At 63.5% G+C, this 22814-nt stretch carries 24 protein-coding genes; 10 read left to right on the forward strand and 14 right to left on the reverse strand.

Going from position 1 to position 22814, the window contains the following annotated elements:
- Positions 1-25 precede the first annotated feature (25 nt).
- A complete protein-coding gene (locus RFM41_RS23650; protein ID WP_320251578.1) occupies positions 26-802 on the reverse strand; it encodes a tetratricopeptide repeat protein in 777 nt (258 codons plus the stop codon).
- 112 nt (positions 803-914) lie between these two features.
- Between RFM41_RS23650 and RFM41_RS23655 the strand changes: the two genes are divergently transcribed.
- Positions 915-1955 (forward strand): EscU/YscU/HrcU family type III secretion system export apparatus switch protein, encoded by a 1041-nt coding sequence (locus RFM41_RS23655; protein ID WP_320251580.1) that lies wholly within the window; start codon positions 915-917, stop codon positions 1953-1955.
- 11 nt (positions 1956-1966) lie between these two features.
- Here RFM41_RS23655 and RFM41_RS23660 read toward each other — a convergent pair whose 3' ends face one another.
- Together RFM41_RS23660 and RFM41_RS23665 are read right to left on the reverse strand one after the other, a co-directional pair.
- Positions 1967-3307: an aspartate aminotransferase family protein gene (locus tag RFM41_RS23660; RefSeq protein ID WP_320251581.1), complete on the reverse strand. Its 1341-nt coding sequence runs from the start codon at positions 3305-3307 to the stop codon at positions 1967-1969.
- Complete coding sequence (locus tag RFM41_RS23665) at positions 3304-4221, reverse strand: MurR/RpiR family transcriptional regulator (protein ID WP_320319303.1); 918 nt, start codon at positions 4219-4221, stop codon at positions 3304-3306. The genes RFM41_RS23660 and RFM41_RS23665 overlap by 4 nt, the downstream gene beginning before the upstream one ends.
- 73 nt (positions 4222-4294) lie before the next feature.
- On the opposite strand from RFM41_RS23665, the gene RFM41_RS23670 reads away from it, so the two are divergent.
- The 5 genes from RFM41_RS23670 (at position 4295) to RFM41_RS23690 (ending at position 8989) form a co-directional block, all read left to right on the forward strand.
- Positions 4295-5515, forward strand: coding sequence for an ABC transporter substrate-binding protein (locus RFM41_RS23670; RefSeq protein ID WP_320251585.1), 1221 nt, complete (start codon positions 4295-4297; stop codon positions 5513-5515).
- 71 nt (positions 5516-5586) lie between these two features.
- Complete coding sequence (locus RFM41_RS23675; RefSeq protein ID WP_320251586.1) at positions 5587-6486, forward strand: branched-chain amino acid ABC transporter permease; 900 nt, start codon at positions 5587-5589, stop codon at positions 6484-6486.
- A gap of 11 nt (positions 6487-6497) precedes the next feature.
- On the forward strand, positions 6498-7481 hold the full coding sequence (locus RFM41_RS23680) for a branched-chain amino acid ABC transporter permease (protein WP_320251588.1): 984 nt from the start codon (positions 6498-6500) through the stop codon (positions 7479-7481).
- Positions 7471-8208, forward strand: a complete 738-nt coding sequence (locus RFM41_RS23685; protein ID WP_320251590.1) for an ABC transporter ATP-binding protein — start codon at positions 7471-7473, stop codon at positions 8206-8208. The genes RFM41_RS23680 and RFM41_RS23685 overlap by 11 nt, the downstream gene beginning before the upstream one ends.
- Position 8209: 1 nt before the next feature.
- On the forward strand, positions 8210-8989 hold the full coding sequence (locus tag RFM41_RS23690; RefSeq protein WP_320251592.1) for a branched-chain amino acid ABC transporter ATP-binding protein: 780 nt from the start codon (positions 8210-8212) through the stop codon (positions 8987-8989).
- A 25-nt stretch (positions 8990-9014) separates the two neighbouring features.
- On the opposite strand, the gene RFM41_RS23695 is transcribed toward RFM41_RS23690, so the two are convergent.
- Positions 9015-10433: an amidase gene (locus RFM41_RS23695; RefSeq protein ID WP_320251594.1), complete on the reverse strand. Its 1419-nt coding sequence runs from the start codon at positions 10431-10433 to the stop codon at positions 9015-9017.
- Between the two features lie 64 nt (positions 10434-10497).
- Here RFM41_RS23695 and RFM41_RS23700 point away from each other — a divergent pair, with 64 nt between their 5' ends.
- Positions 10498-11331 carry a beta-keto acid cleavage family enzyme gene (locus RFM41_RS23700; RefSeq protein WP_320251595.1) on the forward strand — a complete coding sequence of 278 codons (834 nt, stop codon included), beginning with the start codon at positions 10498-10500 and terminating at the stop codon, positions 11329-11331.
- A gap of 78 nt (positions 11332-11409) precedes the next feature.
- On the opposite strand, the gene RFM41_RS23705 is transcribed toward RFM41_RS23700, so the two are convergent.
- On the reverse strand, positions 11410-12300 hold the full coding sequence (locus RFM41_RS23705; RefSeq protein WP_320251597.1) for an AraC family transcriptional regulator: 891 nt from the start codon (positions 12298-12300) through the stop codon (positions 11410-11412).
- Positions 12301-12397: 97 nt separating this feature from the next.
- Here RFM41_RS23705 and RFM41_RS23710 point away from each other — a divergent pair, with 97 nt between their 5' ends.
- The 3 genes from RFM41_RS23710 (at position 12398) to RFM41_RS34405 (ending at position 14346) form a co-directional block, all read left to right on the forward strand.
- Positions 12398-13156 (forward strand): SDR family oxidoreductase, encoded by a 759-nt coding sequence (locus RFM41_RS23710; RefSeq protein WP_320251598.1) that lies wholly within the window; start codon positions 12398-12400, stop codon positions 13154-13156.
- A 466-nt stretch (positions 13157-13622) separates the two neighbouring features.
- Positions 13623-14063 (forward strand): Ros/MucR family transcriptional regulator, encoded by a 441-nt coding sequence (locus RFM41_RS23715; protein ID WP_320212884.1) that lies wholly within the window; start codon positions 13623-13625, stop codon positions 14061-14063.
- Positions 14064-14088: 25 nt separating this feature from the next.
- Positions 14089-14346, forward strand: coding sequence for a Y4oE-related protein (locus RFM41_RS34405; protein WP_488251374.1), 258 nt, complete (start codon positions 14089-14091; stop codon positions 14344-14346).
- A gap of 94 nt (positions 14347-14440) precedes the next feature.
- Here RFM41_RS34405 and RFM41_RS23720 read toward each other — a convergent pair whose 3' ends face one another.
- Genes RFM41_RS23720 through RFM41_RS23760 form a run of 9 tightly spaced genes read right to left on the reverse strand, consistent with a single transcriptional unit; the run spans position 14441 to position 22810 of the window.
- Complete coding sequence (locus tag RFM41_RS23720; RefSeq protein WP_320212885.1) at positions 14441-14719, reverse strand: DUF2274 domain-containing protein; 279 nt, start codon at positions 14717-14719, stop codon at positions 14441-14443.
- A 12-nt stretch (positions 14720-14731) separates the two neighbouring features.
- A complete protein-coding gene (locus tag RFM41_RS23725; protein WP_320251599.1) occupies positions 14732-15946 on the reverse strand; it encodes a TraB/TrbI/VirB10 family type IV secretion system protein in 1215 nt (404 codons plus the stop codon).
- An 11-nt stretch (positions 15947-15957) separates the two neighbouring features.
- A complete protein-coding gene (gene trbG / locus RFM41_RS23730) occupies positions 15958-16986 on the reverse strand; it encodes a P-type conjugative transfer protein TrbG (RefSeq protein WP_320251600.1) in 1029 nt (342 codons plus the stop codon).
- Positions 16976-17707, reverse strand: a complete 732-nt coding sequence (gene trbF / locus RFM41_RS23735; protein ID WP_320251601.1) for a conjugal transfer protein TrbF — start codon at positions 17705-17707, stop codon at positions 16976-16978. The genes trbG and trbF overlap by 11 nt, the downstream gene beginning before the upstream one ends.
- Positions 17708-19030, reverse strand: a complete 1323-nt coding sequence (gene trbL, locus RFM41_RS23740; protein ID WP_320212889.1) for a P-type conjugative transfer protein TrbL — start codon at positions 19028-19030, stop codon at positions 17708-17710.
- 33 nt (positions 19031-19063) lie between these two features.
- Positions 19064-19789, reverse strand: coding sequence for a P-type conjugative transfer protein TrbJ (gene trbJ, locus RFM41_RS23745; protein ID WP_320212890.1), 726 nt, complete (start codon positions 19787-19789; stop codon positions 19064-19066).
- Entirely contained in the window at positions 19786-22236 is a 2451-nt protein-coding gene (gene trbE / locus RFM41_RS23750; protein ID WP_320251603.1) for a conjugal transfer protein TrbE, read from the reverse strand. Before trbE ends, trbJ begins: the two co-directional genes overlap by 4 nt.
- Entirely contained in the window at positions 22230-22502 is a 273-nt protein-coding gene (locus RFM41_RS23755; RefSeq protein WP_320212892.1) for a VirB3 family type IV secretion system protein, read from the reverse strand. The genes trbE and RFM41_RS23755 overlap by 7 nt, the downstream gene beginning before the upstream one ends.
- Complete coding sequence (locus RFM41_RS23760) at positions 22499-22810, reverse strand: TrbC/VirB2 family type IV secretion system protein (protein ID WP_320212893.1); 312 nt, start codon at positions 22808-22810, stop codon at positions 22499-22501. Before RFM41_RS23760 ends, RFM41_RS23755 begins: the two co-directional genes overlap by 4 nt.
- Positions 22811-22814 lie beyond the last annotated feature (4 nt).

Genomic DNA, 22814 nt, shown 5'->3' on the forward strand with positions numbered 1-22814 from the left:
GCTTCGCGCTTTTCGTGCAATTGCTTTAGCCCAGGATGGAGCCGAGCGCTTTGGCTTTGGCCTGCGTGCTGCCCTTCAACCGGATGGTTCTGGCGCGCGCCAGCAAGGTGGCCACCTCCTTGGTCGTCAGACCGATAGGCGGCGAGGCCTTGACCTGATCTGGCTGACCAAGAAGTCCATAGACCATCACGACATTGCGCTTCTGGTGCAATTGCGCATCGGGTGCGGCGGCAATCTTTTGCACCAGCGGCAGCGCCGCCGCGGAATTGTCTTCAAGGGCCGCCGCCAACGCCATGTTGGTCTCGACGTCGAGATCGCCGGGCGCAAGTTTCAATGCCTGAGCGAAGGTCGCCTGCGCTTCGGCGGTCTGGCCGGCAAATGTCTGCGCCACGCCCAAACGGTTATAGGCGGCGCTGGTGTTGACCAGGGGTGCTGCCTGCGCGAGCGCGCGCATGCCGGCGTCGATATCGCCCGCCTCTATCATGGCCGAGCCAAGGCCGAGCATCGCCCCCCCGTCATTGGGAGCTTTTGCGAGCGCGGCCTGATAGGCCTTGGCCGCATCGGCCGGATACCCGGCCCGCATATAGGCATCGCCCGCCTTGACGAACGCACCCGCCTTGGCGTCCGGCATCGTTGCCGCACGCTGGTAGAGCGCAATCGCGGTATCACTTTCCCCGCGCGCATCGATATCGTCGGCAAGCTTGATCAGTCTATCCGACTGCGAGGACGGGCCTTGGGCCTTCGCGTTGATCGAGCCGGTTTTGCCCGTCTGGCAAGCGGACAGCGCCAGCGCGATGGCCATAGGCAAGAATACGACATGCAACCGCATATCCACCTCTCCGTATTCAAGCCCAGCGCCACCTTACACAGCCCATGGGAAGACTGGAACCGCAACAGTGCGGTAAGATTGCAACATGGCCGAAGAAGCTGAGGAAAAGAAACTACCGGCATCCGACAAGAAGCTGCGCGACGCGCGTCGCAAGGGCCAGGTTCCCCAGAGCCGCGACCTTATCTCGGGCTTCACTTTCTTCGCAGCGCTCGCGTATCTTTATTTTTCCTGGCCGATGCTCTTCAGGCACCTTTCGGAACTCGTGCAGACCGTAACCGTGCCTGGCGGTTCGTTCGGTGATGTTAGCCTGCGCGCTATCCGGCATTCGTTCTCGCTGCTGATGCTTGCCACGCTGCCGCTGGTCGGCATCGTTGTCGTTCTCACTGCGGTCTTCGGCATGCTGGGGACGTTCGGGCCGGTCTTCTCGTTCGAGCCGCTGAAACCGCAGTTCGACCACATAAATCCAGCCAAGGGCCTGCAGAAGATCCTGTCGCTCCGCAACGTCATCGAATTTGCCAAGGGCCTGATGAAGCTGGTGCTGCTGGCATGCCTTTTCGTCGTCGTCCTGATCACATGGCTGCAGCCGCTTTTCGATGCGCCCGGTTGCGGTCCGCAATGCCTGGGGCCGGTGATCAAAGCAGTCCTGACGCCTCTGGGAATCGCCGCCGGCCTGGCTTTCATCGTCATCGGCGTGATCGATGTCCCTATTCAACGCTGGCTGTTTCTTCGCGACATGCGCATGACGACAACCGAGTACAAGCGCGAACACAAGGATCTCGAGGGCGATCCCTTGATCCGCCACGAACAACAACGGCAGCGGCGCGAGGCGGTGATACGGCCGGCGAAGCTGGGCGTGAAAAATGCGGTCATCGTCTTCGCATCCGGTGACCGGGCCGTGGCGTTGCGTTACATCAGGGGCGAAACGCCGGTGCCGACGGTCGTCGGCAAGGGTCAGGGGCGCGTTGCCAACGAGATAGCGGCTCAAGCGCGCCAGGCCGGTATTCCGGTGGTCGAGGACAGGGCGCTTGCCGAAGCACTCTTCGAGAACACGAACATGGGATCCTATATCGGCCAGCAGATGTTCTCGCCGGTCGTTCGCCATCTCGTCCGGCATGGCCTCACGTGAGGCCGATACGGCTATAGACCTGATTGCGCGTCTTCGATTGCTGCATCCACGGCGTCGCCCAATCGTTCGACGATCGCGTCGATATCGCGGGGTGCCGCGATGAACGGCGGCGCGACGAGCACATGGTCGCCGAGCCTGCCGTCGATTGTCCCACCCATGGGATAAACCATCAGGCCGTTGGCCATCGCCTCCTGCTTTATCCGCGCATGCAGTTTCAGCGCAGGGTCGAATGGTGCCTTCGTACTGCGGTCGGTAACGAGCTCGATGGCCTGGAACAGGCCGCGACCGCGTATGTCGCCGACATTGTGATGGTTGGCGAACCGCTCGTTCAGGCGGCGAGAAAGGTGCATGCCCATGGCTCGAACGTTCTGGAGGAGATTGTCGCGGCGAATGACCTCCTGCACGGCAAGCGCGGCCGCGGCGGCCATCGGATGGCCCATATAGGTATGGCCATGCTGGAAGAAACCGGAGCCGCTGGCGAAGGCGTCGAAGATCCTGTCCGAGAGCAACACCGCGCCGATCGGCTGGTATCCGCCGCCGAGCCCCTTGGCGATGGTCATGAGGTCCGGTGCCACGCCCTCCTGCTCGCAGGCATGCAGCGTGCCGGTGCGGCCCATTCCGCACATCACCTCATCCAGGATCAGGAGTACCCCGTAACGGTCGCATATGGTGCGGACACGCTTCAGATAGTCGGCGACCGGCGGCACGGCACCGGCGGTGGCGCCGACAACCGTCTCCGCGACAAAGGCGATGACCTGGTCGGCGCCGAGCTCGACGATCTTGTCCTCCAGCGCTTGCGCGGCGCGCGCCGCATAAGCCTCGTCGCTTTCTCCGGGTTCCTGCAACCGGTAGGCATAGCAAGGGTCGATGTGATGGGTTTCGATCAGCAGCGGCTTGAACTGCGCGCGCCGCCACTCGTTGCCGCCGGCGGCCAGCGCACCGAGCGTGTTGCCGTGATAGCTCTGCCGGCGGGCGATGATGTGGCGCCGCTGCGGCTCGCCCTTCTCGACGAAATATTGCCGCGCCATCTTGAGCGCCGCCTCGATCGCCTCAGAGCCGCCACTGACGAGATAGACATGGCCCAGGCCCTCGGGGGCATCGGCAGCCAGCCGATCGGCGAGCCTCTCGGCCACGTCGGAAGTGAAGAAGCTCGTATGGGCGTAAGCGATCCTGTCGAGTTGATCGTGCAGCGCCGCCAGCACATCGGGATGGCTGTGGCCAAGGCACGAGACGGCGGCGCCGCCGGATGCATCGATATAGGTTCGGCCTTCCTGGTCGAAGATTTCGATGCCCTTGCCACCGACGGCGACGGGCAACCTGGCCTTGATGGATCGATGGAGGAGATGGGTCATGGGATCTGACGACCTCGGATATGGGTGGAAAGGCTCTGGAACTGGCGTTCCATGGCGCGCACGGCCTCCAGCGCGGGTTCTCCGGCGGATGCGGCCAGCATGGCGGCAAGCGTCTCGGCCACTGCGAAGGCCGGCGCCATGGTGTGAAAGAAGGACGGGCTTTCCGTGGGAACGATGACGGCTGCCCGCGCCCTTGCGACAAGAGGCGAAACGACACTGTCGGTGATCGCGACGATCTCGAGCCCCATGGCCAGGGCGTAGTCCACAAGCTCGACCGCCGCGCGCGTGTACGGCTTGACGCTTACGGCCAGCAACGCGTCCCCCTTTTTCGCTTCGCGCAAGGCGTCAGGACCGGTGCCGCCAGGACCGTCGAGCAGCCGGACCTTGCCTCCCGCCAAGCCATAGACATAGGCGAAATGGCAGGCGACCGGGTAGCTCGAGCGATAGCCGAGCACGTAGATAGAACCGGCCGCGGCAAGCGCCGCAGCAGCCCCTTTCACCGCATCGAGCGCCTCCGGCCGGCAAAGCGCCGCCATATGACGCTCCAGCGTCTCGGCCAGATCGAAGGCCAGCGCGCCATCGCCACTCTGGCGTCGGCGTGCGACCAAGGCCTCTGCCTTCCCGGAGAACTCCGTCTCGCCACGCCTCAGGGTCTCCGCATGGAGATCGCGCAACCCATCGTAACCGCTGAAGCCCATGCGCTGTGCCAGCCGCGTCATCGACGCCGGATTGACCCCGGCCAGCTTGGCCTGCTCGCGCATGGAAAGAAGCGCCACATCGCGCGGATTGTCGAGCACCCACTGCGCGGCCGCACGCAGTTGGCGCGGCATCGCGTCGAAGGCTTCCAACAGCCGCGAACGGAAGGCGGGTTCCAGCATGAAGAGCAATTTACGCCCGCGGGCTTCGGGCTGCAATGAATATTTCAATTTCCAAAAAATGAGTGTAGTGTTTCACTCAAGCCAATCAGAAGCAGGGAGGAACACTCGCATGAAACGCAAACTCGAATGCTGGCTGAGCGCCGCCGCGCTCACTCTGGCGGCGCTGCCGTTCGCGGCCGCACCGGCGCAGGCCGAGGACCCGATCGCGCTCGGCTGGGTCGGGCCGCTGTCGCCGCCCGGCAACTATTCGGGCGGTCAGGAGATGCAATGGGCCGTGCAACTCGGCGTGGATGAGGTCAACAAGGCCGGAGGCGTGCTCGGACGGCAGATCAACGTCACCTACGAGGATACAAAGGGCCAGCCGGCCGACGGCAGCGCGGCTGCCATCAGGCTCATCACCAAGGACAATGTCGCCGCCATCTTCGGCGAATTCCATTCCTCCGTCGCATTGGCCGAGATCGAGGAGGCGCATAAATACGGCGTCGCCTGGGTCGGCACCGACGTGTGGGCGGACGGCATCACCGCCAAGCAATATCCGGAAGTGTACCGCCTGGCGCCCGCCAATTCTCTCGTCTACGTCAAGGCGGCCGACTGGACCGTCGAGCAGGGCTTCAAGAACGTAGCCATCATTGCCGAGAACACCGATTTCGGCCAGGGCGGCGCCAAGGTCATCGCCGACGAGCTGGAGATCAAGAAAGTTCCCCACACGCTGGTAACGATCGACCTCGCCCAGCAAGATTTCACGCCCGCGCTTCTGAGGCTGATGAGCCAGGACCCGAAGCCGGACGCCATACAGATGGTTGTCGCCGGGCAGGCGCAGTACCAGCTCGTCAAGCAGGCCTGCCAGCTGGGATTTGCGCCGACGGCGGCGACCAAGCTGATCGGCTCCTCGGGCCTTCTTCAGAAGGAAGTCTGGGAAGTCGCAGGCGAATGCGCGAAGAACCTTCTGATCGTGAATGTCGCGCAGCCGACGTCCCAGTGGAACGACAAGACCAAGACGTTCGTCAAGGCTTTCACCGAGCGCTTCAATCGCGCGCCAACCGGCGTGGCGATGGAAGCCTACGATACATTCAACGTCGTCGTGGAGGCGATCAAGAAGGCCGGCTCGGCCGACCGCGGCGCGATCGTCAAGGCGCTGGAAGCGATCAAGTTCGAAGGCACCAACGCCACTTACAACTTCCCGACGACCAAGACGCCCGACTGGGCCTATCATCAGTTCGTCGACGTGCCCTTCACCATCATCCAGTATACCGCGATGAACCAGGCGCCGGGGGACGCGGCGGTCGTCTATCCGAAAAAATGGGCGACCACCGACAAGATCCTGCCTTAAGCGGAGCCAAGCCGGCGGCCCGACGGCCGCCGGCCCTTTGATGCGTCCTCCGCGAAACAGGCGATGTACCCATGAGCTATTTCCTCCTCCTGGCCGTCAACGGCCTCGTCATCGGCCTCATCTACGCCCTGACCGCTGCCGGGCTGACGCTGGTCTTCTCCGTGCTGAAGGTGGTCAATTTCGGTCATGGCTCGCTCTATATGCTGGGCGGTTACGCCTCCTACTACATCATCACCGCGTTGCATGCTCCGCCGCTGGTCGGCGTTGCCGGCGCCATGGTCGCGCTTTTCATCTTCGGCATCGCCTTCGAGCGGCTGGTGATCGCGCCCATGTACACCGACAAGGTCGAGCGCAAGGACGAATATGCCATCATCGTCACCTTCGGCCTCACCATCCTGCTGACCAATCTCGGCCTCGTCGTCTTTGGCCCCTTCGCCAAGTCGCCCCCCTCCTTCATGACCGGCGCGCTGATCCTCGGCCCGTTGATCCTGCCCTATGACCGGCTGATCGCGGCCATAGCCGCGGTGGTGCTGTTGGTCGGACTTGCACTCTTCCTCAAGCGCACATCGCTCGGCCAGGCCCTCGACGCGGTGAGCCAGAGCCGGGAATCGGCCGCCGTCATCGGCATCGATCCGCTCCGCATGTACACTGTAGCCTTCGGACTCGGCTCGGCGCTGGCCGGGGGTGCCGGCGCGCTGATCGCACCGATCTTCGCGCTATCGCCGTCGATGGGCGACCTGCCGGCGGTGCAGGCCTTCATCATCATCGTGCTCGGCGGCATGGGCTCGGTCGGCGGCAGCATCGTCGGCGGCATACTGCTCGGCCTCGTGCAAGGGCTCGGCGTCGGCTACCTGCCGGACCCGAACCGGGCGCTCGCCTACACGCAAGCCTTCGGCGCGTTGCTTCTGGTGGTGACGCTGCTGGTGCGGCCGACCGGCCTTTTCGGCCGCTCGCATCTGCGCCTGGAATAGGAGTGCCGGCGATGACGCGCTCTTCCCTCTTTTCCCGGGCAACGCAGGCGATCCTGCTCATGGTCGCGGTTCTGCTGCCTGTCCTCGGCATCGGCCCATACTGGACGCATGTCGGCGCGATCGCATGGTACTACGCGCTGCTCGCGGCAAGCTGGGCGCTGCTCGCCGGCTTTGCCGGCCAATTCTCATTCGCCCATGTCGCCTTCGCGGCGCTGGGCGGCTACGCCTCGGCGCTGTGCATCACGCGCTTCGGCCTGCCGCTGCCGATAGCCATCGTCGTCGGTATCGTGCTTGCCATGGCGACCGGCGCGCTGATCGGCGCGCTGGTGCTCAGATTGTCCGGACCTTACCTGGCGCTTTTCACGCTCGCCATCTCCGAGATTTTCCGCATGATGCTGATCGCCGAGGAGGATTTCACGCGCGGCATGCTCGGCTTGCCGGTACCGGGCCTGTTCCCGGGCCGCTCCGACCTTCCCTACTACTATCTTGGCCTCGGCCTTGTCGTGCTTGCCGTGGCCGGCATGAACTGGCTGCTCGCCACCCGTGTCGGCCTTTTCCTGCGCGCGATCCGCGAAGACGAGGGCGCGGCGCGGGCCAGCGGCGTCGACACAACCCGCTACAAGATCCTCGTCTTCGTCGTCACCAGCGTCATCGCGGCCATTGCCGGCATCTACTACGGCCATTTCATCGGGATCCTGACGCCGAACATGGCCATCCTGCCGGAAATGGGTCTGGTCGTCGCCATGGCGGTCATCGGCGGCATCGAGAGCCTGCCCGGCGCGGTCATCGGTGCCGTCGTCGTCTACCTGCTGTCGGAATCGCTTCGTTCCTACGGAGAGTGGCGTTTCGTGCTGATGGGGCTGGCTTTGATCCTGGTGCAGCGCTTCGCCCAGAACGGCCTGTTCTCCATCCTCGAACAGTGGAGCCGGCCGCGACGAACTGGTCGCAGCACCGCAAAGACGGCCCCGATAAAGGAGGAGCGCCATGCCGGCTGACAACGCGCCTTTCTTCTCGGTCGAGGGGCTTGCCAAGCATTTCGGCGGGATCCGCGCCGTCGAGGAGCTTTCCTTCACCCTTTCGCGCGGCGAGATCGTCGGACTGATCGGCCCGAACGGTTCAGGCAAAACGACGACTATCAACATGGTGACGGGAGCGCTGAAGCCGACTGCCGGCGCCATCGTCGTGGAGGGCACGGACATGGCGCGCTCGGCAGCGCACCTCTATGCCCGGCGCGGCGTGGCTCGCACCTTCCAGGTGCCTCGCCTGTTCCGGCGCATGACGGTGCTGGAAAACCTTATGGTGCCAGCGCTCTCCGAGGCGGCGGCGCGCCATGCCACTTCGGAAGCGCGGGCCCGCGAGGTGTTGGCCTTCCTGCGCCTCGACCATCTCGCCGACGACTACGCACGTTCGCTCTCGGGCGGCCAGCAAAAGCTTTTGGAGCTTGGACGGGCGCTGATGCTGAAGCCGCGGCTCCTGCTGCTTGACGAGCCTTTTGCAGGCGTGCACCCGCGCCTTCTCGACCAGATCGCCGAACACATCCGCAGCCTCAACCGGGACGGCTACACCATCGTGCTGGTCGATCACAATCTGGAAGCGGTCCAATCCGTGGTCACGCGCGTCGTGGTGATGGCGCGTGGCCGCAAGATCGCCGACGGGCCCGCCGCCGACGTGCTGCGGGATCCGGAGGTGGTGCGCGCCTACACCGGAACGCGGGTACATTAAGATGGCCGACGTCGCTTCCACGTCTCGATCCCACGACTGGTCCCGGTCAGCACCGCTGCTTTCATGCGAGAACCTCGTCGCCGGCTATACGCGCGACATCGACATTCTACGCGACCTGTCCGCCAAGGCCTGGGCTGGGCGCATATCCTGCGTCGTCGGCCCGAACGGCACGGGCAAATCGACCCTGCTCAAGGCGCTGTTCGGCTTTCTCAAGCCGAGCAGCGGCCGTGTCTTGCTTGGTGACAAGGACATCACGGGCCAGCCGCCCTTCCGCATGCTCGCCGCCGGGCTCGCCTACCTGCCGCAGCGCCCGAGCCTGTTCCCGCATCTGACGGTCGAGACCAATCTCAAGCTCGGTCTGTGGCACGCGCGGCCGAAGAAGGCCGTGCTCGGCGAAAAGCTAGAGCGCGCCTATGCGCGCTTCCCCATCATCCGCGAGAAACGCGCGCAGCCGGCCGGCCAGCTATCCGGCGGCCAGCAGAGGCAGGTCGAGATTGCCCGCAGCCTGATGACCGACCCGTCGATCTATCTCATCGACGAGCCGACCGCCGGCGTCGACCCGCAGACCAGCGAACTCATCTACGAGATCGTCCGCGACCTAGCGCGCGACCTCGGCAAGGCGGTGCTGCTGGTCGACCAGGACATCCGCGCCGCGCTCGCCATCACCGACTATGTCTACGTGGTCAAGAACGGAGCGGTCTTTTCGGAAGGCGCGCGCGAGGATTTCGGCAGCGACACGGACGCGCTGGTCGCGCGCTGGCTTTACGCCAGCGGTGAATGACATTCGCTCATATGTGCAGCCCGCTCTAGGGCCGCCCGTAACCTTGAGGCGGTTCGAACAGTCCGCCTCGCGCGACCTCGAGCGCACGCCCGATCCTGAGCGCGACGGCGTCGTCGAAGTGGCGCACCACGATCTGCAGCGCGGCGGGCAGGCCTGCGACAAGCCCCGCCGGCACGCTCAGCGCCGCCATGTCCATCAGGTTCACAAGACGCGTGAAAGTGCCCAGCGGGGTCCTGGCCTCATCGATTTCCGCCAGCGGCGGCGCCAGGATCGGCGCGGTTGGCGTCAGCAATGCTTGCGCGCCCTCCAGATAGCGGAGAAATTCGGCCTGCAGGTCTCGCCTCAGCCCGAGAAGCGCCTCATAGCGCGCGCCGTCGATGTCCCTGCCGCGCAGAATCCGCGCCCTGACGACCGGATGGACGACACTCGTCTCGGGCTCCACATATTCGCGCAAGTGATGCCAGGCCTCGGCCGCCATGAGGTCGCCGGTCGTGGCCATATATTCCTCGGGAGACCGCGGCATTGCCTTCTCCTCGATCTCTGCGCCAAGCCCGGCCAATTGCTGGACAGTCGCCCGGAAAATCGTCAACACGCCATCTTGAACCGAGCCGAGGTCGCGCTCGGAGGGGACGCGCAGGCGCAGGCCCTTGACCCCAATTTCAAGGGTTTGCAGCGGATCCGGCGCGGAGACGCCGAAAGTCGCCGAATCGTTCGGATCCGGCCCTTGCAGAAGGGAAAGCAGCAGTGCCGCGTCTTCGACGGACCGGACCAGGGGGCCGACGCTGTCGAACGAAGTGGCCAGAGGCAGCAAACCGCCTCGGCCGACCAGGCCGACGGATGTCTTCAGGCCGACGACGCCGCACATGGCCGCCGGGTTGCGTACCGATCCGCCGGTGTCGGTGCCGAGCGCGACCGGTACAAGGCCCGCGGCCACTGCGACGCCCGAACCGCTCGACGAACCCCCGGGAGCCCTTGCAACATCGCGGTCGCGCGGGTTGAGAGGCGTGCCCAGGATGGCGTTGGTGCCCCAGCCTCCGAATGCGAATTCCACGGTATGCGCCTTGCCGAACGCGATCATGCCAACCTGCGTCAGCCGCCTTACGGCATTGGCCGTTATGGTGGCGGGCTGCCCGGAAAGAGCCTTCGACCCAGCCGAGGTCGCGTGACCCGTCATGTGGAACAGGTCCTTGACGGCGAAAGGGACGCCGTCGAGCGGGCCGAGCACGGCTCCCCGGCTTCTGCGCTCATCAGAAGTAGCTGCAGCAGCAAGCGCTTCCTCGGAGAAAATCTCCACGAAGGCATGCAACTGCCCCTCATGCATCGCCGTCCGGTCCAGTGCGCGCCGGACAATATCGGTCGATGTCGTTGCGCCGGAGCGCAGCGACCCGGCAAGCTCGCTCGCGGTGGCAAATGGCGACAGTTTTCCGGCTGTGTCAGTCATCATGATTCCAGACCCCTCTTGCCAGAAGACCATAGATTGAACCCGCCCGGGAAACAAAGAGGTGAACATGACCGTCGATCCCTTGCTCATCATGGTTGCGCCGAATGGCGCCCGGCGCACCAAAAACGACCACCCCGCCCTGCCGATGACGGCTCCGGAACTGGCGGAGACAGCAGCGGCATGTTTGGCCGAGGGTGCGGCCGCAATGCATGTTCATGTGCGCGACGAAGCTGGAGCGCATGCGCTCGACGCCGATCTCTACACTGAAGCGCTCGCCGCGATCCGTGAGCGCACGAACGGCAGAATGCTTGTCCAGGTCACGACGGAAGCGGTCGGCCGCTATTCGCCCCTGGAGCAGATGCAACTGGTCCGCGCGCTCCGCCCCGTCGCGGTTTCGGTCGCACTGCGCGAAATCCTGCGCGCGGGGGAGGCGGCGGCGTCCGCCTTCTTCGCCTGGACAGCCGAGCAAGGCATCGGCGTGCAGCACATCCTCTATGACGATGTCGATCTCGACAAATTCGTGCAGTTGTTTCGACGGGGAGACTTTGGGGACATGCGGCAGCCGCGGTTGCTTTTCGTGCTCGGCCGCTATGCACGCGATCAGGAAAGTCGACCTGAGGATCTCGATTCCTTCCTTGCCGGCCTTGAACGCCACGGACTCGTCGTCGGCACTACCTGGTCGGTCTGCGCTTTCGGTCGCGGCGAAACCGCCGCCTTGGCGGCAGCCATCGCGCGGGGCGGCCATGTTCGTGTGGGGTTCGAGAACTCGCTATGGAATGCCGATGGGGCTATGGCGCGCGACAACGCCGAGCGTGTCGCTGCGATCGCACGCGTCGCCGACAACGCAGGGCGGCCGCTGGCGTCGGCCCAGCAGGCCAGAGCCATCCTTGGAATTGCTTAGAGTGGGTTAGCGATACTCCGCGAATGACCCAAAATCCCAACCCCTCACCCACTCGATCGATCAAGCAGAGTCTCATCCTCATTGCTGCGCATAGGCGCTCGGCGGCAGGCCGACGTGGCGCGAGAAGGCGGTGCTGAACGTGCTCGCCGAGCCATAGCCGACACGCTCGGCGACCTCGGCGACGCCAACGGTCTTGCGACGCAGCAGATCCTTCGCGAGCGCCATGCGCCAGTAGAGCAGATATTCCATCGGGGCGACGCCGACCGCGCGGCGGAACCGATCGAAGAAGGCCGATCGCGAGAGCGCGGTCTCCTTCGCGAGCTGGACCACGGTCCATTGCCGGGTCGGTTGCGCATGTATATGGCGGAGCGCGATGGCGAGGCGATCGTCACCAAGCCCGCGGAGCAGACCGGGCGGCGATGCGGGCCCGGCAGTCGAGCGCAGCGCCTCGATCAGCAGCACTTCGAGCAACCGGCTGAGGATAACGTCGCGCGCGGGGCGGAAATCGCGCGATTCCTCGTCGACTAGCCGGACCAGCATCGTAAGCCGTGCCGCGCCACATACATGGATGAGTTGGGGCAGGAGCGACACCAGCAGTGCCGCGTCACTAGAGCCGAACACGCCATAGCCGACGAGCATCCGCAGGTCGGGCGCGCCGTCGCGATCGCCGATGCGATAGACGCCGGGGCGTAACTCGAGCGGCAATGACTCAATATTGGTCGGCGGCGGGTCGAGGCTCGTCATCGTGAAGTTCTGCGCCGAGGGCGTGAGGACAAAATCGCCCGCGGCGAGCTCGAGCGCGCCATGGCCATCGACCGTCAGGCGGCTCGCACCTTCGAGGATCACGCAATAGAAGGTTCGCCCGGACTCCGTGCGGCTGACTCGCCAGCGCCCCGCGCCGCTCACCAGCTTCGAGAAGCTGGCGCTGGGCTGGAGCAGGCTGACGACCTCTGCCAGAGGATCGGCCATTTTCCGGACTCCTGCAAATGAATTGTGGACGCGCGATTATAGCAAGTCCGATGCCCCGGGCCTAGTCTTTGCCTTGCAACCACGATAGGAGGCACCCATGAAGACCGTTATGATCACCGGCTGCTCGTCTGGCTTCGGGCTGGAGACGGCTCGTATTTTCCTCGATCGCGGCTGGAACGTGATCGCCACGATGCGAACGCCACGCGATGACCTACTCCCCGTTTCGGAACGGCTGCGCATCGTTATGCTCGACGTCTCCGACCCGAAGAGCATTCGCCGTGCGGCAGAAGAGGCCGGGCCGATCGACGTGCTGGTCAACAATGCCGGGATCGGCTGGCTCAACGCGCTCGAAGGCACGCCGATGGATATGGTGCGCGGGCTTTTCGAAACCAACACGTTCGGCACGATCGCGATGACGCAGGCGGTGCTGCCGCAGCTGCGCGAACGCCGATCGGGCGTGATCATCAACGTGTCGTCGAGCACGACTCTGAAGCCGCTGCCGCTGTTGTCGGTGTACCGGGCGAGCAAGGCTGCGGTGAACGCCTTTACTGAATCGCTGTCGTCTGAACTGACTTCGTTCGGGGTGCGCGTTCATCTTGTGATCCCGGGACGGGCACCGGAGACTCGCTTCAGCGACAGCGCGCGATCGCGCATCGCCGCGGTCGGCATTCCCGAAGCCTATGCCGAACTGACGCAGAGCGTCTTTGCGGGATGGCAGCAGGAAACCGAGGGCACGCACGCGAGCGACGTGGCCGAAGCGGTGTGGCGAGCGGCGACCGACGCGTCGAGTCCGCTGCGCCTTGCCGCCGGCGCCGACGCTGTCGCATGGCTGGCGGAAGCCGAAAGGGCTGCATGATCCCGCGCACGGACGCGTGGCCGCCACCGGTGCCTGATAGCACCGGTGGCGCGATCTGCAAACAGCGGAATTGACATGGCGGGAAAGGCAACTGTACGGCAGTAAATAGCCGCCAAACCTACGCTATTGCCGCCGCTTGTATCCGTCATTCCCACTCGATCATCAATCTGAACAGCACCTCCTTGATTTTATTGATCAACTTTAATCAACCAACACCCAGAATACCGTCAATAATACCGTCAGATTGCTACGCTGTTGAAAAGCCTGCAACAATGTAGCCGCCGTCGCGGCATGCACGCCTTTGACTCTATCGTTTCCTACCAACGAGAGCCGACGCTATTGCGACGCGGCTTTTATCCGCTGCTGCCTAGCTCTAAGTGATCAGGCACAGATCTAGCTCGACGGTACGTTGCACGTTGCTGGATTGAGGGCTATGAGCGTATAGATTGTGACTCTGGAGCCTGACATGTCCGAAGAAGCCGGCAATAATCTGATCGAACTTACCGCAGATATCGTTTCCGCTTACGTCCAAAAGAATCCAGTCCCCGTATCTGGACTGCCGGATTTGATCGCCAGCGTTAATTCGGCATTGTCTAATATTGGGGAAGCAGCTCCAGAAGAAGCACCCGCGCAAAAGCCAGCAGTCAATCCTAAAAGATCGGTGTTCCCGGACTACATCATCAGTCTTGAAGACGGTCAGAAATACAAGTCGCTTAAGCGCCATCTGGCAACCCGACACGGGATGACGCCCGACGAATACCGCGCGAAGTGGGGATTGGCGAAGGACTACCCCATGGTCGCCCCGAACTATTCGGCCACCCGATCAGCGCTGGCGAAATCGTTAGGTTTGGGAAGAAAGTCTGCTCCTGCCAAAAAACCTGCTGCGAAACGCAAGGCGAAAGCCTGAGTGGTGGACAACCGGAGGTCTTGGCGTGCGAGGGAATCAGCGTGATCGTGACAGCGCCGATCGAGCAAATCGTGGCAGTCTGTCGCTTTGGGATTTTGCGGACCCGGATGAGGCGGCCAAAGCAGCTCTCGATGTCTATGGGCCGGACGCGACGACTGCCGTAGCTCACTGCGCATTGACGGCCCATTTTGATGGGCGCGACCGCGACTATCGCTTTTGGTTTGCGGTTTTCTCGGAACTCAAACACGCGTCTCCGGTGAATCACTCCGCGAGAGGCCATTAGAGCGGCTCGCTATTGGCGTGGTCATCTTCAGCAGAGTTCCTAGCGCTGCAATCGTCAGCGGTATCTTTAGACGGACGAGCCCGAGTACCCCGCGCTATGTGTCGTTCAATCTTGCAACTGATTGCCGTCGCGGCTTTTCCGATGCGCCGACGCCCGGCAGGCCTTCCTTTCGGGCCTTGGCAAAAGCTCGGTCGCTTTCGAGGAACTCCGATAGCATGAACGGGATGAGCTCAGCCACCGTTTCAGATTCGCCATAGGTCTGACGGTAAAGCGCCGCATAATCCATGAGCGCTTGGTTCAAGTCGGCGCCAACTGTGATGGTGATTTTCGAAGGCGTCCGGTCAGGAAGCTTTCCCAGTTTCAGGTGCGCCATGACCACTCCTGTTCAGCCCTGGTACGGCCGCAGCACAAGATCTTTGTGAACGATCACCCGCAAAGGCCAGCCGGGCCGGACGGCGATAGTGGGCTGGATGTTTAGATTCTTTTCGGTGATGCGCTGGCCAGCTTGACTGACGTTCTGCTGCGTGGATTCGCGGATCGCCTTGACGAGGTCACTTTCGTTGTTCCCGAAGCTCAGCTCGGTGCCGACGCCCAGCAATGAGGCTACCGCTACTCCCTTGATCAACTGCCAGGTGTGGAAATCCACCTTGTCTTCAAGCCCCGCATAGCCGGCAGTGTCTGTGGCCGGCAGGTTGTCGATTTCGATCGAGGAACCGTCGGGCAGGATTATGCGCTGCCAGACGAGCAGCGCGCGCTTCTGTCCAAAAGCGACGACGCTGTCATAGGTGCCGATGAGCCGCGAGCCCTGTGGGATGAGCAAGGTGTTGCCGGTGACGGTGTCGTGCACATTCTCGGTGACCTGCGCAACGACCAGACCGGGCAAATCGGAGTTGATGCCGGTGATGAGGCTTGCCGCGATCACGCTGCCGGCCATCAGTTGATAGGGCGAAGCTGGAGTCTGTAGCGCATGTGGATTGTAGATCCCGTTCGTCCCCCTCTGGCTGACAAAATCAAGCTTGCGCTGTTGGTTGTTCTGGTCGCCCTCGGCTGGTGCAATGGAAGCCGACGCGCGGAAGGCACCGGCTTGCGGAGGCGCCTCAAACGGCTGCTGCGCACCTTGCCCGCTGCCCGCGGCATTTGTCTGCTTCGGTTGATTGTCAATCCGGAACATGACCTGCGACTCGCGCGCCGAAATCGCCTGCTGGGCGAGCCGCTGCTCCTCTGCGGAAACCTCCTGCCCCGGCGCGATGCCGAGCTGGCGCTGTCGCTCAAGAATGGGGCGGCCGAGGTCGCCTGGTAGCGGCGGTCCAAGCACGGGCGCCTTTGGCTTGATCGCGGAATAGTCCTTGGGCAGGCTATCGAGCCCCTCGGCGGTTGGCTTGCGCTCGGCATTGTACCGGTCTTCCACCAGATCTGGAATGCGCAACTCCGGTCCTTGAAGCGCCATCATCGTGACACCGAATATGGCACCGGACCCGACGGCGGCGATCGCGATGATCACGCCGCGCCTGAATCGGACGGCGCGTCGCGGCGAGGCGCGCAGCTGCAGCTGCTCGGGATCGAGCTTCGGCGGAGCGGTGTACTGGGACGTGTCAGTCATGAGCGCGCCCCTCACCTGCTGAAGCGCGAAAACAGCGAGATCCGCCGCGGCGGCTTCCGGCCGTCGGTCCGGGTGATGCGCACCACCTGCTGCTGCTTGGAGCCGAGCCGCAGTTCTGCTGCGGCAAAGAGGCGATCGACGATGTAGTAGTTGCCGCGCATACGGTAGTTGACGAGCTGGTTGCTGCCGTCAGCTCCTACGATGAAGAGCGGCGGCGCCTCGCCCTGGTCGATGCGACGTGGGAATTCGATGTAGACCTTGCTGCCGTCGTCGAAGGCACGCGTCGGCCTCCAGGGCGGTGTGTCGCCGGTGATCGAATAGCGGAAGCGAATATTCTCGAGTGCGACGTTCGACGCCATTGGCGTGACAGCTTCAGCTTGAGCGTTGCGCTGGCGCAGCGCGATGATCTGGTCCTCGCTATACGTCCAGGAGATGGCCGCCATCGCAGTCTTCTCGGTGCTTTGAAGTTGTAGGTGGTAGGTCCGCCGTTCCGTGGTGATCACCAGATTGGTGGCAAGCCCCGGTGCGAAGGGTTTGACCAGCACATGGGTGCGCTGGTTGTCACCGGCGCCGCTGACGGTGTCTCCGATCACCCAGCGCACCGTGTCACCGGCGGACACGGCTGTCAGTTTCTCGCCTGGCTGCAGGGCGATATCGGTGACGCGTTCCGGCGCGGCATAAAGCTGATAAAGCGCGCCATCGGCGAAGGGATAGACCTGCACTGCATTGACATAGCCGTACTTGGTGGGTTGCTGCGTTGCCGCCTTGTTGGCATCGGCGACGCGTTCTTCAGGGTTGCGCTTGTCCTCGACGACCTTGCCCGGGTCGGGCTGCAACTGGCCAGGCAGCGGCAAGGGTTTGGGCACCTCGACGATCTTGACCGGCTTCTCCGGCGGCTTCTCGATGGCCGCCGGTTTGAAGTCGGCAGCATCATAGGAAATCTCAGGTGGCGGCACCGGCTTCGACGCACAGGCGGAGAGGACGGCTGCTGACCCGGACAGGATCAACACAGCACGGAACGATCGGGCTCTATTTGTCATTATCGGGCTCCTTCGGGGAAACGGATGCAGGTGCTGCGCTGTCGAGCTCTCGCGACCAGTCGATGGCGTTGACGAAGACGCCGAGCGGATTGTTGCGCAGCTGATCGGTATTGCTTGGCGGGCGGATCACGATGGTCAGGATCGCGGTCCATCGCGTCGTGCTGGCCAGGCTGCCGCGCTCAAAAACCTGCTCGGTCCATTTGATCTGGAACGAGCTGTCGGAAGCCCTCACTACGCTGGTCACCTGCACCGACACACTGCGCGTACCGATCTGGCCGAAAGGGTCGTTGGCCTTTGCGTACTCATTGAGGAAGAGTGCCGCGCGGTCGGTGGCAAAGTCGTAGGCGGCCAGCCAGTTCTGCCGCACCAACACCGGATCGGTTGAGACAGAACGGACATTTTGAACGAAACGGCCGAGATGCCAGGCGATCTGGGCATCCGAGGGTTCGTAGTCTTGGGTTGCCGGGGCTACGGCGCGCGCCTCACCGAAGCGATCGACCTCCACGACATAAGGCACGACGCGGCTCTGCATCGACTGCCAAACAAGACCACCGGAGAGCCCGGTTGCCAACGCCAGGCAGCCAAGAGCCATCAGCCGCCAATTGCGGGCCTGCACTCGCGAAGAGCCGATGCGCTCATCCCACAGCTGGGAGGCCTCCTGATACGGCGTGACCGGCTCGGGCGTCTTGCCGTAACGTTGAACGGGTCGTTTGAATAGCATCTAGTCGTCCTTGTCGCTGAGAGAGGGATTGGCGCTGCCTCCTGGCCTGTCTCCATCACGGACGGCCTGTATGGCGGCGTGGCGATGCGCACGGGAGGTCTGTTCGGAACGCAAACGCCTTGCCCAATTGGGCGCGGCATCGGGGCCTGCACCGGCTGGGGTCTCGGTCATGGACGCGGTCGGCGCACCACCGGTCGCGGTCCACGCGGCTTCGCGCCCGGCATCGGCGCTGCGCGCGAACCCTTCTGCGGCAGATCGTGCTGCTCGCATCGCAGCGCCGCTTGCGGCACCCGCCACGCCCTGCATTCCAGCAGCCACACCGGGCAGGCCGGTGTCAGGTGAGGTTGCACGTCCCAGCTGCCATGCCGAGGAAGCTGCCGAACCCATGGTCGTGCCAGCTCGAATGGCGGCGAGACCGCCGCCGGTTGCCATTCGCGCACCGGCAAAGGCAGCTCCCCCGGCAACGAGCGCTGATCCGGCAGCGGCCGCCGTGGTCCCGAGTGCGGCGCCCGCGCCAAGTTGTGGCGCGCCGGAGACAAGACCCGAGGCGATCCCAGGACCAAAAATGCCGAGGCCAAGCAGCGCCAGCGCGCCGAGCACCTGTGACATGGCCGCCGCCAGGTCGGGCTCCTTGCCCTGGAGCGCCGAAGCGAACTCGCCGAAGAGCGTGGAGCCGATACCGACGATCACGGCGAGCACCATCACCTTGATGCCGGACGAGATCACATTGCCGAGCACGCGCTCGGCCAGAAATGCCGACCGGTTCCACAGCGCGAAGGGCACCAGAACGAAACCGGCTAGCGTGGTGAGCTTGAACTCCAGGATGGTGATGAAGAGTTGGATCGAAAGAATGAAGAAGGCGATGATGACCAGGAACCAGGCCACGAGCAGCACAAAGATGGTCAGCGCGTTGCCAAAAATTTCGGGGAAGCCAAGAAGCTGGCTCGCCTGATCGAGAAGCGGCCAGGCACCCTCGAAGCCGGTCGCGGCGATGCGGCCGGGATGCAGGAGATTGTCAGCGGACAGATTGCCGGAGGACGCGTTGATGCCGAGGCCGGCAAAGGACCGGTAGATGATGTCGGCGAGGTTCTTGAAATTGTTCAGGATGAAGGCGAAGACGCCGACATAGAGTACCTTGCGGATGAGCCGGCCGAGAATGTTGGGTTCGCCGCCGAATGCCCAGGCCAGGCCGGCAAGCGTGATGTCGATGCCGATCAGAATCGTGGTGAGGAAGGCGACGTCGCCAGTCAGCAGACCGAACCCGCTGTCGATATAGCGGATGAAGGTCTCCATAAAACGGTCGATGACGCCCAGGTCGTTCACGCCGCCACCTCCCTCATGTTGAAGAGCTAGTGATCAGTTGCCGGGATAGGCCGTGCCGCTACCCAGGAAGCGCTTCGTTGTCTGGCGGGCGGCTTCCTCGGACTGCGCCTTGCGCGCCGCATCCTCAGCCTCAGCCCGAAACTGGGTCGCAAGCAGCGTCTGGATCTGCATCTGCTGCTTGGTCGAAAGCGCTATCAGCTGATTGGTGGCTTGGCTTGCCTCAAGCGCGCCGGCTGCCCCTTGGCTGCGGTTGACGAGATCGGTAAGCAGGTCGCCGTCGCTGCGGACATTCTCGACGATCTGCGACTGGACGCCCATGGTCTGGCGGAACCCCTGCATGGCGCTCTGCCAGCGCTCACGCGCGGCGCTCGCCACGTCGCTGACCTTGATCGTGGCGTCATAGCTTTCGGGATATTGCTGTCGCCACTGGTCCTGAAGCTTGTCGAGATCGAAGCTCAGGCCGCTCGCCTGGTCCATCAAACCGTCGATCCGTTGGAGCGAACCGGTAAGCTGGCCAACGGAAGAGAAATCCAGGCTCTGGAGGTTGCGCGCCATGTTCTGCAGCATGGTCGCCTGGTTCTGAAGCGACTGGATCTGGTTGTTGATCTGCTCCAATGACCGCGCGGCCGTCAGCACGTTCTGCGCATAATTCGACGGATCGAACACGACGAGGGCATAAGCCGGCTGGACATAATCGGCCAACGGTTTGGCGATCAGGGAAAGAGTGATCAGGCCGGAGAGAAAACGGCGCCGCATCATAACGATTGCTCCTTATCTGGTTGAGGGAATTGCCGGAGAAGCTCGGCGGCCCAGTCGAGGCCGCGTGCATTGAGGAAGTTGGAGGCAAAGCCGTCCTGCCCGTGCTCGGACAGCACGCTATCGATTAGGGTCTGGCTGGCAGGATCGGAGGCACCGCAAAGCGCAAGCGCGATCGGGCCGAGGCCGAGCTCAAAGAGTCGGTTTCCACGGCGCGATTGCAGATAGTACTGCCGCTTCGGTGTGGCGCGAGCGACCAGCTCGATCTGCCGCTCGTTCAGACCGAAGCGTTCGTAGGCTGCCTTAGCCTGCGGTTCCACGGCACGATCGTTGGGGAGAAAAATGCGCTGCGGGCAACTCTCAATGATTGCCGGCGCGATCGCAGAGCTGGCGATATCGGCAAGCGACTGCGTGGCGAAGATGACCGACACGTTCTTCTTGCGCAGCACCTTCAGCCATTCGCGGATGCGGGCGGCAAAGAACGGATTGTCGAGATAGACCCAAGCTTCGTCGAGCATGAGCAGTGTCGGCCGTCCGTCGAAGCGCTCTTCCAAACGATGGAAAAGATAGGTGAGCACCGGCAGCACAGCGCCTTGGCTGTGCATCAGCTCCTCGGTCTCGAAACACTGCACATTGGACAAGGCCAGCCGATCATGATCGGCATCAAGCAGCCGGCCGAAGGAACCCTCGAGCGTGTAGGGCAGCAATGCTGACTTCAGCGCATTGGACTGAAGCAGGACCGACAGGCCGGTCAGTGTGCGTTCCTGCGCCGGCGCGGTGGCAAGGCTGCCAAGTGCGGACCAGATCGCCTCTTTCACCTCCGGCGTGACGGTGACGTTTTCATGGGCAATGAGCCCGGCGATCCATTCGGCCGCCCAACTGTGGGTGGCCTGATCGCCGATGCTGCGCAGCGGTTGAAAGGCGAGCGCGCCTGCAGCCCCCAGCGCATGGTGTTCGCCGCCCATGGCAAGCGTTGCGGCGCGGGCCGAATTGCCTTTGTCGAAGATATAGACCTGCGCGCCGGCATAGCGTCGGAACTGCAGAGCAATCATGGCAAGCAGAACCGACTTGCCGGCGCCGGTCGGGCCGACGATCAGCATGTGGCCGACATCGTCGACATGGGTGCAAAGCCGGAACGGTGTCGACCCGCTGGTCTCGGCCACGAGAAGCGGCGGGGCTTCGGTGCCGGTGGCTTTGGTGAGATGCTCATTCGCAACCGGACCGGCCCACACCGACGACAGCGGCATTAGATGGGCAAGGTTCAACGTGTGAACGAGCGGCTGCCGCACATTGGCATAGACTTGGCCTGGCAATGAGCCGAGCCACGCCTCGACCGCATTGACGCTTTCGCGGATCGTGGTGAAGCCGAGCCCATTGACGATGCGCTCGACGGCGCGAAGTTTTTCCGCGGCGACTTGACGGTCCTCATCCAATACCGTCACGGTCGTGGTCAGATAGCCGAAGCCGACATGATCGCCGCCCAATGCCTGAAGTGCTTCGTCGGCATCGAGCGCCTTGTTGTCGGCATCGCTGTCGACAAGCGGGACGGGCTCGTTGGTGACAACCTCGCGCAAGATGGCGACGATCGACTTGCGCTTAGCAAACCACTGCCGCCGGAGCCGTGTTAGCGTCTTCGTAGCTTGCGTCTTGTCGAGCGGGATGAAGCGCGTCATCCAGCGATAGGCAAAATCCTGATGATTGAGGGCATCGAGGAGTCCGGGCCGGGTGAGGTTGGGAAAACCAAGGATGGTGAGCGTGCGCAGATGCCGCTCGCCCAGCGTCGGCTCCAATCCGCCGGTGAGCGGCGCATCGACCAGAATGCCGTCGAGATAGATTGGCGTTTCCGGCACGGCGACAGGATGGCGGCGGGTGGAGACGGTGCCGTGCAGATAGGTCAGCGTCTCGGCATCGTCGAGCACGCGCACTTCGGGCATGAAGCCCGACAGGAGATCCAGAAAGCGGTTGGTCTCATCTCGAAACCGCGCCAGCTCCTGGCGCCAGTCCCTTTCGCCCTCCGAACGATGGGTATCGACGAGCGCGCTTTCCGCCCGAGCGTGGCTGTCCGGCGGTGGCATGAACACCACGGTCAGGTGATACTGGCTTTCGAAATGCGCGACCTTGCCCTCAAAAGCGGCGCGGCGTTCTTCGTCGACCAGCCATGTGGCCGCGTCGGGGAAATGCGAGTGCGGATAGCCAAGCGCTTCGACGCGCTCGGCCTCGAAGAACAGTGCCCAGCCTGACCCGAGCCTTCTCAGGGCATTGTTCGCCCGGGCGCAAATGCCCATGAGTTCGGCTTCCGTCGCGCTTTCGAGATCGGGACCGCGGAACCGCAACGTCCGTTGAAAGCTGCCGTCCTTATTCAGCACGATGCTCGGCGCCACCAATGCAGCCCAGGGCAGATGGTCGGCGAGCCGGTCGGCTTTGCCGCGATATTCCGACAGGTTCAGCATGCAAGCCACCCCCTCAGACGAAGGTGGCGGACAAGCACACTGGCGAAGTCCGGATCGCGACGGGCAGCGAAGACCGCTAACGTGTGGCCCGCGATCCAAAGCACCAGTCCAGCAATCCACTGCTGCAAGCCAAGGCCTATCGCCGCGGCAACCGTGCCGTTGAGGATTGCCACCGCTCGTGGCGCACCGCCCAGCAGGATCGGCTCCGTCAATGCCCGGTGGACCGGCACCTCGAAGCCCTCAATGTGTTGCTCTCCAGTGCTCATCCGACGAGTGCCCCGCCGCCGAAGGAGAAGAAGGAGAGGAAGAAACTCGATGCCGCGAAGGCGATCGACAGTCCGAACACGATCTGGATCAGCCTGCGGAAACCGCCTGCCGTGTCGCCGAAGGCAAGGGTCAGACCGGTGGTGATGATGATGATCACCGCGACAATCTTGGCCACCGGTCCCTGCACCGATTCCAGTATCTGCTGCAGCGGCTGTTCCCACGGCATGCCAGAGCCGGCAGCGTGTGCTGGAGCCGTAAGACAGAACGCGAGCGCGGCGGACGAAAGAAAGCGAAGCTTCTTGCGCATGAAC

This window comes from Mesorhizobium vachelliae (assembly GCF_033977325.1).
Lineage (GTDB): Bacteria > Pseudomonadota > Alphaproteobacteria > Rhizobiales > Rhizobiaceae > Mesorhizobium > Mesorhizobium vachelliae.